Here is an 11,182-nt window from a genome sequence, read left to right on the forward strand (position 1 = left end):
TGTCAGTACAAATTCGGGAGAACGTTGTGCGGCAGATTCGGGTCTTTCAATACGGTCGCAGCGGCAGCGATATCCGGCGCCAGCCAGCGATCCTGATCGTAGGCGGGGACCGTTTCGCGCAGCAGTTTCCACGCGCGGTCAGTGCCCACGCCAAAGCGCTGTTCCTTGAGGAATTCAAACGCCTGCGCCGCCAGCAGGTATTCAACTGCAAGGATCTGCGTGCAGTTTTCCAGCGCGCGATGCAGCTTCAGCGCGGCGTTGGTGCCCATGCTCAGGTGATCTTCCTGCAGGCCCGAGGTGATGTAGTTGTCGAGCACCGCCGGTTGCGCCAATTGGCGGTTTTCCGCACACAGCGATGCGGCGACATATTGCACGATCATCATCCCCGAGTTGACCCCGGGATCGGCCACCAGAAACGCCGGCAGACCGCTGACGTGCGGGTTGACCAGACGATCGAGACGACGCTCGGCAATCGAGCCGATTTCGGCCATGGCAATCGCCAGCAGATCCGCAGCCATCGCCACGGATTGACCGTGCGGGTTGGCCTGCGACATCACCCGAAAATTGTCCGGCGTGCCCAGCAGTAACGGGTTGTCGGTGCAGCCGTTGAGTTCGGCTTCGACCTGTTTGATTGCGTGCTCCAGTTGATCACGCGCGGCGCCATGCACCTGCGGGATCGAGCGGATGCTCAGCGCGTCCTGAGTGCGAATGCCTTTGCTCGCGGCGATCACTTCGCTGCCATCGAGCAAGGCGCGCAGGTTGTTGCCGACCTGCTGCATGCCCGGATGCGGCTTGAGCGCGATGATCTCGGCATCAAAGGCATCGATCTGGCCGCGCTGGGCTTCGAAACTCATCGCACCAATGACATCGGCCCATTGCAACAGCCGCGTAGCGTCGGCAATCGCCAGGCAACTGAGGCCGGTCATGCACGGCGTGCCGTTGACCAGACACAAGCCATCCTTCGCACCGAGTTGCACTGGTTGCAGGCCTTCTTCGGCCAACGCCTGTTGCGCCGAGGTGATCTGCCCGCGATAGCTGACATTACCGACGCCGAGCAACGCGATGCCGATGTGCGCCATGTGCGTCAGATAACCCACCGAACCCTGCGACGGCACCTGCGGAGTGATGCCGCGATTGAGCAGCGCCAGCAGCCCTTCGACCACGCGCCGATGCAGGCCGGATTTGCCGTGGCTGTAGTTGTGGATCGCGGCACAGATGATCGCGCGGGTCTGCTCGTCGCTGAGCACCGGGCCGACACCGCAGGCATGGCTGAGCAGGGTGTTGCGCGAGAGTTGGCTGAGCTGTTCGTCTTGCAGCGAAACGTTGGACAGACCGCCCAGACCGGTGTTGACGCCATAGGCACGCTCGCCGCTGGCGACGATGCGCTGAACGATGGCCTGAGCGTTGTCGATGCGCGCCCAGGTGTCGCTGGACAGTTCCAGCGGCGCACCGTGACGGGCGACAGCCACCACGTCCTGCCAACGCAGAGGGCTGCCTGTGATAACGATTTTTTCAGCCTGGGACATCTAAAACCTCATACCAATTCTGTTGATGCCGGTAACCCAGTGGTGAGGGGATTTATCCCCGTTGGGCTGCGAAGCAGTCGTAAAACCGGCCACCGCGGTCTGTCTGACAGATTTGCGGGCATGGTTTGGGGCGGCTTCGCCACCCAACGGGGATAAATCCCCTCACCACATAGGCCACTCAGTTTTAGACCACCGCCGCGCGCCGCTGCACGAACCGGTCGACATACTCATCGGCCGGCGAGTGCAGGATCTCTCTTGGCGTACCCACCTGGATCAACCGGCCATCCTTGAGAATCGCGATGCGATTGCCGATGCGCACGGCTTCGTCGAGGTCGTGGGTGATGAAGACGATGGTTTTGTGCAGGGTCTTTTGCAGTTCCAGCAACTGGTCCTGCATTTCGGCGCGGATCAGCGGGTCCAGCGCACTGAACGCTTCGTCCATCAGAATGATGTCGGTGTCCGCCGCCAACGCACGGGCGAGGCCGACGCGCTGACGCATGCCGCCGGAGAGCTGGTGCGGGTATTTGTTTTCGTAGCCTTTGAGGCCGACGGTGTTGATCCAGTGCAGCGCGCGTTCGGCGCAGACCTGCTTGCTTTCGCCACGGACTTTCAAACCGTAGGCGACGTTATCGAGCACGGTCTTGTGCGGCAGCAGACCGAAGCTCTGGAACACCATACTGATCTTGTGTCGACGAAATTCGCGCAGGGCGTCCATGTCGTACTGCAGGATGTCCTCGCCATCGACCAGAATCGCCCCGCTGGTGGGGTCGATCAGGCGATTGAAGTGCCGTACCAGGGTGGATTTGCCCGAGCCGGACAGGCCCATGATCACGAAGATTTCGCCGGTGCCGATGCTTAGCGACAAGTCGTTCACGCCGACCACGCAACCGGTTTCGTTGAGCACCTGGTCCTTGCTCTTGCCCTGGCCGACCATGGCCAGCGCATCCTTGGCGCGGTTGCCGAAAATCTTGAAGACGTTGCGCACTTCGATCTTGCTCACGCTTGCGTTGCTCATTTGCTCACCTCGTGGCGTGGCCGACCGTACGCTTGAGTGATGCGGTCGATGACCACCGCGAGAATCACGATCGCCAGCCCGGCTTCGAGACCCCGGCCGACGTTGAGGGTCTGAATCCCCACCAGTACGTCTTCACCGAGGCCACGGGCGCCGATCATCGAGGCAATCACCACCATCGACAGGGCCATCATCGTGGTCTGGTTGATCCCGGCCATGATGCTCGGCAGCGCCAGCGGCAGTTGCACGCCGAACAGTTGCTGCCAGCGGTTGGCGCCGAAGGCATTGATCGCCTCCATGACTTCGCCATCGACCTGGCGAATGCCCAGATCGGTCAAGCGAATCAGCGGCGGCGCGGCGTAGATCACCGTGGCGAAAATCGCCGGCACCTTGCCCAGGCCGAACAGCATCAGCACCGGAATCAGGTAAACGAAACTCGGCATGGTCTGCATGATGTCGAGCAGCGGCATCAGCACCGAACGCAGACGATTGCTGCGTGCCGAGAGAATCCCCAGCGGGATGCCGATCAGCACCGAAATGATCGTCGCGACCATCATCAGCGCCAGGGTCTGCATGAGCTTGTCCCATAGGCCAACGGCGCCGACGAGGAACAGCAGACCGACAATGACTGCCGTGGTCACGACTTTGCGCGTGGCGTGCCAGGCGATGACACCGACGATTGCCAGCATCAACCACCACGGCGCCGCACGCAGCAAACCTTCGAGACTGACGATGGCCCACAGCAGCGTGTCGGAGATATGCCGGAACACATCGCCGTAATTGGTCACCAGCGAATCGACCCAACCGTTGACCCAGTCGGCGATGGAAAAGGTAAAGCTTTCGGGAAACATAAGGGACTCTCAATCAAGGGGTTGCGATCAAGCGTCCGGCTGCCGTGCTGGCAGCCGGGAAACCTGACCTACAAGGCCGCGTCGATTTTCTTGGCTGCGTCGTCGCTCACCCATGCGTGCCACACTTCAGGATGTTCCTTGAGGAAGATTTTCGCCAGTTTTGCCGACTCGATACGTTCCTTGGCCATGCGCCCGAGGTTCTGATTAAGCAGGTCGATAGGCAGGTTGACTTTCTCCAGCACGGCGACCAGTTCCGGAGCTTCGTCGTGGAAGGTTTTCGACAGGCCGACCTTGATGCTCACGGTCTTGTCGACGCCGGGTTTCTCTTCCAGTTTGACTGCATCGATCTGGCCCATCAGCGGCGTTGGCGACCAGTAGTAGAAGAGGATCGGCTCGCCACGCTTGTAGCTCGACAGCACCGCCGCATCCAGCGCAGGTCCTGTGCCTGGGCGGAAGTTGGTGTAACTGTTTTCCAGGCCATAACTCTTGAGCATTTCGCTATTGTCGAGCTCGCAGGTCCAGCCGGCCGGGCAGTTATAGAAGCGGCCCTTGGACGGCTCTTCGGCGTCCTTGAACACGGCGGAATACTTGCCCAGGTCAGCGATGCTTTTCAGGTCCGGGGCTTTCGCCTCGAGCTTGCGCTTGGCGTCGCCTTCGATCACGTAACGCGGCATGTACCAGCCTTCGACCGCGCCCACCACCGGTGCGCCGACACCGACGACCTTGCCGGCCTTCTCGGCCTTGTTCCAGACCTCGCTACGGCCGACCCATTCTTCGGCGAACACTTGAATATCGTTACTGCTCAGGGCGTTTTCCATGGTGATGGAATTGCCCGGCAGGCTGTCGGTCTTGCAGCCGTAACCTTTCTCCAGCACCACTTGCATAACGTCGGTCAGGAGCATGCCGCTTTCCCAGTTCAGCCCGGCGAATTTCACCGGTTTGCCTGATTCGCACCAGCCGGCGGCTTGCGTCGCACCGGCACTGGCCAACAGGCCCATGGACAGCAATGTGGTCAGCAGGGTCTTGTTCGATTTCATTGTCGTGACGCTCCTAATCATGAATGGGCTTACGGCAGTTCAAGAGGCATCCAGCCTGGTCCACGTCCAGATCAGGCCTGCGCCGCAGCGCGACCGGCCCCGCTCGTTTTTGCTTGTTGGGTGCTGTTCTGCTCGACCGGCAGAATCAGGCGATCGGGCACTGCGCTGTGCCATTTCTTTGCGCAGAGGTAATAGACGGCGGCCGGCAGCACCAGGCCGATGATCCAGGAAATGTCGACATCACCGAGGGCGGCTACCAGTGGGCCGGTGTAGAACTTGGTCGAGATGAACGGCAACTGCACCAGCACGCCGAACACATAGACGCTGATACCGAGCAGGTTCCAGCGACCGTAGCGACCGTCCGGATCGGCCAGCGCTGGCACGTCGTAACGCTCGCGGGTGATGAAGTAGTAGTCGACCAGATTGATCGCGCTCCACGGGGTGAAGAAGGCGAGCAGAAACAGGATGAACGACTTGAACGCACCGAGGAACGAGTGCTGCCCGAGCAGGGCAATCAGGGTTGCCGCGCCGACGATGAACAGCACGAAGATCAGCCGCTGCATGCGAGTAACCGTCAGGTGCCCTTTGAAACCACTGATGATGGTGGCGATGCACATGAAGCTGCCGTAGGAGTTCAGCGTCGAGATGGTCACTTTGCCGAACGCGATGCTGAAATACAGCAGCGCGGCGGTGGCGCCGGTGCCGCCTAAACCAACGATGTAAGCGACTTCGTGACCGGCGAATTGACCATTGGCCGAAGCGGCGGCAAACACGCCGAGGATCATCGCCACCTGCGCGCCGATCACCGAACCTGCGCCAGCGGCGAAAAAGGTTTTCACCGATGAAGTAGCGCTCGGCAGGTAACGCGAGTAGTCCGCTACATACGGGCCGAAAGCGATCTGCCAGGACGCCGCCAACGAAACCGCCAGCAGAAAGCTGCTCCAGCTGAAATGACGAATCTGCAGGAGCGCACCAACGTCGGTCTGGCTCATCAGCCGCCAGAACAGGAACACAAAAGCGATCACGCCAATCACGCTGGCGACGCGGCCGATCCAGTGGATTACCCGATAACCGAGCACCGTGACCAGCACGATGACACTGGCGAAAATCAGGATGCCAACACTGTCGCTGACACCGAACAACTGCCCCAGCGCCTGCCCGGAGAGCACCGTACCGGTGGCGGTGAAACCCAGGTACATCAGGCATACCAGCACGATCGGAATCGCTGCGCCATAAACGCCGAATTGCACACGACTGGAGATCATCTGCGGCAAGCCCAGTTTCGGTCCCTGCGCGGCATGCAGCGCCATCACACCACCGCCCAGCAATTGACCGATCAACAGACCGATCAACGACCAGAAAACATCACCGCCAAGCACCACCGCCAAGGCCCCGGTGACGATCGCGGTGATCTGCAGATTGGCGCCCATCCACAGGGTGAACTGACTGAACAGACGACCGTGTCTTTCCGCTTCCGGGATGTAGTCGATCGAACGCCTTTCGATCAACGGTGTACTGCCTGCACGTTCGTTGTTAACCGCCATGATTCAACCTCTGTGGATTGCTATTCGGGTTCACTGAGCATCGGTGGAGCTGCTTTTCTGTGGGAGCGAGCTTGCTCGCGAAAGCAATCTGTCTGCCGACACGAATGTTGACTGTGCCGGCCTCTTCGCGAGCAAGCTCGCTCCCACATGAAGCAAAAGCGTATTACTTGCCGCCAGTGATCATCGGCAGATTCAGCCCCTGCTCTTTCGCGCAGTCGATGGCAATCTGGTAACCGGCATCGGCGTGGCGCATGACGCCAGTCGCCGGGTCGTTGTGCAGCACACGAGCAATGCGTTCGGCAGCCTCATCGGTACCGTCGCAGACGATCACCATCCCCGAATGCTGCGAGAAGCCCATGCCGACACCGCCGCCGTGGTGCAAGGAGACCCAGGTCGCGCCGCTGGCGGTGTTCAGCAGTGCGTTGAGCAGCGGCCAGTCGGAGACGGCGTCGGAACCGTCCTGCATCGATTCGGTTTCGCGGTTCGGGCTGGCGACCGAGCCGGAGTCGAGGTGGTCGCGGCCGATCACCACGGGTGCCGACAGCTCACCGCTACGGACCATTTCATTGAACGCCAGACCGAGCTTGGCGCGCTGGCCCAGACCGACCCAGCAGATACGCGCCGGCAGACCCTGGAAGCTGATGCGCTCACGGGCCATGTCCAGCCAGTTGTGCAGGTGCGCGTCGTCCGGGATCAGCTCTTTGACTTTGGCATCGGTTTTGTAGATGTCCTGCGGATCACCCGACAATGCCGCCCAACGGAACGGGCCGATGCCACGGCAAAACAGCGGACGGATGTAGGCCGGCACGAAGCCCGGGAAATCGAAAGCGTTTTCGACGCCTTCTTCCTGAGCCATCTGACGGATGTTGTTGCCGTAGTCGAAGGTCGGAATGCCTTGCTTCTGGAACTCCAGCATGGCTTTGACGTGCACGGCCATCGACTGCTTGGCGGCTTTGATCACGGCTGCAGGTTCGGTCTTGGCGCGGGCGCGGTACTCGTCCCAGCTCCAGCCGGCCGGCAGGTAGCCGTTGAGCGGGTCGTGGGCGCTGGTCTGGTCGGTGACCATGTCCGGGCGCACGCCGCGCTTGACCAGTTCCGGCAGGATTTCCGCCGCGTTGCCGAGCAGGGCGATGGAAATCGCTTTGCCTTCTTTGGTGTATTTGTCGATGCGCGCCAGAGCGTCGTCGAGGTCTTTGGCTTGCTCATCGACGTAACGGCTTTTCAGGCGGAAATCGATGCTGACCTGCTGGCATTCGATGTTCAGCGAGCAGGCGCCGGCCAGGGTGGCGGCCAGCGGTTGTGCGCCGCCCATGCCACCGAGGCCGGCGGTGAGCACCCAGCGCCCCTTGAGGTCGGCGTTGTAATGCTGGCGCCCGGCTTCGACGAAGGTTTCGTAGGTGCCCTGAACGATGCCCTGGCTGCCGATGTAGATCCAGCTGCCGGCGGTCATCTGGCCGTACATGGCCAGGCCTTTGGCGTCGAGTTCGTTGAAGTGCTCCCAGCTCGCCCAGTGCGGCACCAGGTTGGAGTTGGCGATCAGCACGCGCGGCGCGTTGCTATGAGTCTTGAATACGCCGACCGGCTTGCCCGATTGCACCAGCAGGGTTTCGTCGTCATTCAGGTTGGTCAGGCTCTCGACGATCTTGTCGTAGCACTCCCAGTTCCGCGCAGCGCGGCCGATGCCACCATAGACCACCAACTCTTTCGGGTTCTCGGCGACTTCCGGGTCGAGGTTGTTCATCAACATGCGCAGCGGCGCTTCAGTCAGCCAGCTCTTGGCGGTCAGCGTGTTACCGCGTGCGGCGCGGATCTGCACGTCACGAAACTTGTTGCTGTTCTGGGTATTGTCAGTCACGAAAAAGACTCCTCAGCGATCAATTCAAACCAACCCTGGCAGTGGGCAGCAGCCTGCGCGCTGTGCTGCGCGACAAGCGAATCAGTGGACGCTGCGGAGAGTCTCGGACGACTCATACGCATACGTCTTTACTTGTACATACAAGCATATGCAATCAAGCGGCCAACTTGCTGGAGGAGTGTTCAGGAAAAATCAGAGGTAGGGCTGGAGAGCGCCTGAATCGAGGGTTCTGGCGTGAATGAAATTTTCCGGGAGGAGATTCTGAGGAGATGCGGCTGGGCCAGGTCAGCGAGGTTTTGCGCCACGCTGGGGCGTTCGGTAACAAGTTGGTGCGCGGAAGGGAAACAAGAGTGGGGATGGCTTTTGTGGCGAGGGGACTTATCCGCGCTGGGCTGCGCAGCAGACCGCTTTTCTAATCAGGAATGGGGCCGCTTCGCGACCCAGCGGGGATAAATCCCCTCGCCACAGGGGTCAGTTTTGGAGAAGTTCGACTATGCAGCAAGCGCCATGGGTGGAGACTTCGACCAGCCCACTGTTGCCGTCCAGTTGCAGGCAATCATGCCGACCGAGCTGCGAAACGCCGTCGCCAACACGCACGTCCATCAGCTCACTGACACTGAACACCAGCAGCGTCGATGCCGAGCTGAAAAACCGCTGCTCACCGGCCAGCCATTGCAACCGTGCGCTGTAACGTTGCGGCGCGTAGATCAGATTGAAGTCGCGAATCGCACCGCCGAGCAAGGTGCAGGACACTTGGCTTTCGCCGCTGAAAGCAAACGGGTCCAGGGGTAACAATGGCCGGGTATCGTCACCGTCGACGCACAAGGTCATGCCGTCGCCCTGCAACACGGTGATCACTCGCTGGTAACCGGCGAATGTCGAGAAACCGCCCGATTCGGTGATGTCGGCAATCGACAGACGCCAGCCGAAACCGTCCAGTCCTGCACCGGCATCGCGGGTGATTTCCTCGGTGCTGCCGCCGCCGTTTTTCCACGGCATGCGCGGGTAGCCTTCGGCGCGTAGAACCTTCACTTGATAATTCATTTATGAAAGCGCCCTTCCAGACGATGGCGGGAACCGGGGTGGATCAAACGCGCCGCCGTCACCGGTTGACGCCCCGACCACGTACGTCGACGAATCAGCAGGCACGGCTCGCCCTTTTCGATCTGCAGCAACTTGCACTCCGACGGCTCGGCAAGGATGGCTTCGACCACGTGCTCGCCCTCGGTCAGCGGCGCGACCTGGTTGAGATAGGCATAAGGCGTTTGCAGGGTGAAATCCTGCTTGAGGTATTCCGGCGCGACCAGTGCGTTGACGAAACGGTCTTCGATTTGCACCGGAATGCCGTTTTCGTAATGCACGATCAGCGAGTGGAAGACCTTCTGACCTTCGCGCATGTCCAGCGCCAGCGCGCGTTCGGAGCCGGCAGCTTCTTCTTCGAGGGTGATGACCTGGCAGGTATGGCGATGGCCGCGCGAGGCGATTTCATCGGCGATGTTGTGCACCTCGAACAGCGCGGACTGGCTCTTCGGCTCGGCGACAAACGTGCCCACGCCTTGCATGCGCACCAGCAGGCCGTCGGCGGTCATCTCGCGCAGGGCGCGGTTGATGGTCATGCGGCTGAAGCCGAGCTGGCTGACCAGTTCGCTTTCGGACGGCACGCGGTAGTGCGGCGGCCAGTTACCGCTGTCGATCTGCTGGGTGATCATCTGTTTGACGCGGGCGTACAAAGGCGCCGGACTGTCGCCCATGTTCGCGGCCAACGGAGAAACTGGAGGCGGAGTCGGCACGGTTGATCCCTGTTCATTGGATGAAAGTGACTAGCTTGCCGGAGTTTACCGGGCAGGCAAACGTCTGTATATGTATATACAAATAACACACGATGGGGTGCCGAACGATGTCCGCCTTCTTTGCCGAACGCGCACTGCTGCCTGAGGGATGGGCCAACAATGTACGTCTCGAGGTCAGCGCCGATGGCCTGTTGACCCGAATCCAGGCCGATTCCAGCGCAGACGGCGCCGAACGCCTGCGCGGGCCGTTGCTGCCGGGAATGCCCAACCTGCACTCTCACGCCTTCCAGCGCGCCATGGCTGGATTGGCCGAAGTGGCCGGCAACCCCAACGACAGTTTCTGGACCTGGCGCGATCTGATGTACCGCCTCGTCGGAAAAATCAGCCCGGATCAGCTCGGCATCATCGCCCGTCAGCTGTACATCGAAATGCTCAAGGCCGGTTACACCTCGGTCGCCGAATTTCACTACGTGCACCACGACAGCAACGGCCAGCCGTATGCCGATCCTGCCGAACTAGCACTGCGCATCAGTCAGGCCGCCAGCGAAAGCGGCATCGGTCTGACCCTGCTGCCAGTGCTCTACAGTCATTCCGGATTCGGCGGGCAGACGCCAAACGATGGCCAGCGTCGCTTTATCAACAGCACTGAAAACTATCTGAATCTGCAAGCGCGGTTGCAGCCATTACTGGCGCAGCAGAAGGCGCAATCGCTGGGGCTGTGTTTCCACTCGTTGCGTGCGGTGACGCCGCAGCAGATCAGCGAAGTGTTGGCGGCCAGTGACAAACAATGCCCGGTGCACATCCACATCGCCGAGCAGCAGAAAGAAGTCGACGATTGCCTGAGCTGGAGCGGTCGCCGTCCGTTGCAATGGCTCTACGAGAACGCTGAAGTCGATCAGCGCTGGTGTCTGGTCCACGCCACCCACGCCAACCCGGAAGAAGTCACGCTGATGGCCAACAGTCGCGCGATCGCCGGGCTGTGTCTGACCACTGAAGCGAATCTGGGCGACGGAATTTTCCCGGCGGTGGACTTTCTTGCCCAGGGCGGGCGCATGGGTATCGGTTCCGACAGCCATGTGTCGCTGAGCGTAGTGGAAGAGTTGCGCTGGCTGGAATATGGCCAGCGTCTGCGCGATCAGCGGCGTAATCGCTTGTATGGCGCGCAGCAGCCGATGGTCGGGCGCACCCTGTATGACGCGGCGCTGGACGGCGGTGCACAGGCACTGGGGCAGCCGATCGGCGCGCTGGAAGTGGGCAAGCGCGCGGACTGGATTGTCCTGGACGGTAGCGATCCGTATCTGGCGACGGCTGCGGGGGACGGGATTCTCAATCGCTGGTTGTTCGCCGGCGGCGATCGTCAGGTGCGCGATGTACTGGTCAATGGTCAGTGGGTGGTGCGCGATGGCCGGCATGCCGGCGAAGAGCACAGCGCCCGAGCCTTCACCCGGGTCCTGCGCGATCTCTTGGGTTGACCCAAAAACCAAACTGTGGGAGCGAGCCTGCTCGCGAACGCGGTGTATCAGTCAATATTCATGTCGACTGATACACCCTCTTCGCGAGCAGGCTC

9 protein-coding genes are annotated in these 11,182 nt (G+C 61.0%); 1 reads left to right on the plus strand and 8 read right to left on the minus strand.

What is annotated here, in order from left to right; genetic code table 11:
• Window positions 1–2: 2 nt before the first annotated feature.
• The 8 genes from hutH to hutC all read right to left on the minus strand — a co-directional run bounded on the left by hutH (window position 3) and on the right by hutC (window position 9,576).
• Entirely contained in the window at window positions 3–1,526 is a 1,524-nt protein-coding gene (gene hutH, locus QMX86_RS15945; RefSeq protein ID WP_282384174.1) for a histidine ammonia-lyase, read from the minus strand.
• Window positions 1,527–1,710: 184 nt separating this feature from the next.
• Window positions 1,711–2,541 carry a glycine betaine/L-proline ABC transporter ATP-binding protein gene (locus QMX86_RS15950; protein ID WP_016772086.1) on the minus strand — a complete coding sequence of 277 codons (831 nt, stop codon included), beginning with the start codon at window positions 2,539–2,541 and terminating at the stop codon, window positions 1,711–1,713.
• A complete protein-coding gene (locus tag QMX86_RS15955; RefSeq protein WP_016772087.1) occupies window positions 2,538–3,389 on the minus strand; it encodes a proline/glycine betaine ABC transporter permease in 852 nt (283 codons plus the stop codon). Before QMX86_RS15955 ends, QMX86_RS15950 begins: the two co-directional genes overlap by 4 nt.
• Window positions 3,390–3,457: 68 nt before the next feature.
• Window positions 3,458–4,426 carry an ABC transporter substrate-binding protein gene (locus QMX86_RS15960; RefSeq protein WP_282384178.1) on the minus strand — a complete coding sequence of 323 codons (969 nt, stop codon included), beginning with the start codon at window positions 4,424–4,426 and terminating at the stop codon, window positions 3,458–3,460.
• A gap of 71 nt (window positions 4,427–4,497) precedes the next feature.
• The gene (locus QMX86_RS15965) at window positions 4,498–5,970 is read right to left on the minus strand and encodes a cytosine permease (RefSeq protein ID WP_282384180.1); all 1,473 of its coding nucleotides are present in this window, start codon (window positions 5,968–5,970) and stop codon (window positions 4,498–4,500) included.
• A 163-nt stretch (window positions 5,971–6,133) separates the two neighbouring features.
• A complete protein-coding gene (hutU, locus tag QMX86_RS15970) occupies window positions 6,134–7,825 on the minus strand; it encodes a urocanate hydratase (protein WP_243241445.1) in 1,692 nt (563 codons plus the stop codon).
• A gap of 471 nt (window positions 7,826–8,296) precedes the next feature.
• Window positions 8,297–8,869, minus strand: coding sequence for a HutD family protein (locus QMX86_RS15975; protein ID WP_282384184.1), 573 nt, complete (start codon window positions 8,867–8,869; stop codon window positions 8,297–8,299).
• Window positions 8,866–9,576: a histidine utilization repressor gene (gene hutC, locus QMX86_RS15980; protein WP_162999786.1), complete on the minus strand. Its 711-nt coding sequence runs from the start codon at window positions 9,574–9,576 to the stop codon at window positions 8,866–8,868. The genes QMX86_RS15975 and hutC overlap by 4 nt, the downstream gene beginning before the upstream one ends.
• A 146-nt stretch (window positions 9,577–9,722) precedes the next feature.
• On the opposite strand from hutC, the gene QMX86_RS15985 reads away from it, so the two are divergent.
• Window positions 9,723–11,087 carry a formimidoylglutamate deiminase gene (locus QMX86_RS15985; protein ID WP_243241447.1) on the plus strand — a complete coding sequence of 455 codons (1,365 nt, stop codon included), beginning with the start codon at window positions 9,723–9,725 and terminating at the stop codon, window positions 11,085–11,087.
• The last annotated feature ends 95 nt before the right edge of the window (window positions 11,088–11,182 follow it).

It is taken from the genome of Pseudomonas sp. PS01270 (genome assembly GCF_029959775.1).
Taxonomy (GTDB): Bacteria; Pseudomonadota; Gammaproteobacteria; order Pseudomonadales; family Pseudomonadaceae; genus Aquipseudomonas; species Aquipseudomonas atacamensis.

Bases quoted from the DNA above. Each gene is read 5' to 3' on its own strand.
- hutH (WP_282384174.1), bottom strand. From the start codon at position 1,526: ATGTCCCAGGCTGAAAAAATCGTTATCACAGGCAGCCCTCTGCGTTGG.
- QMX86_RS15950 (WP_016772086.1), bottom strand. From the start codon at position 2,541: ATGAGCAACGCAAGCGTGAGCAAGATCGAAGTGCGCAACGTCTTCAAG.
- QMX86_RS15955 (WP_016772087.1), bottom strand. From the start codon at position 3,389: ATGTTTCCCGAAAGCTTTACCTTTTCCATCGCCGACTGGGTCAACGGT.
- QMX86_RS15960 (WP_282384178.1), bottom strand. From the start codon at position 4,426: ATGAAATCGAACAAGACCCTGCTGACCACATTGCTGTCCATGGGCCTG.
- QMX86_RS15965 (WP_282384180.1), bottom strand. From the start codon at position 5,970: ATGGCGGTTAACAACGAACGTGCAGGCAGTACACCGTTGATCGAAAGG.
- QMX86_RS15975 (WP_282384184.1), bottom strand. From the start codon at position 8,869: ATGAATTATCAAGTGAAGGTTCTACGCGCCGAAGGCTACCCGCGCATG.
- hutC (WP_162999786.1), bottom strand. From the start codon at position 9,576: ATGGGCGACAGTCCGGCGCCTTTGTACGCCCGCGTCAAACAGATGATC.
- QMX86_RS15985 (WP_243241447.1), top strand. From the start codon at position 9,723: ATGTCCGCCTTCTTTGCCGAACGCGCACTGCTGCCTGAGGGATGGGCC.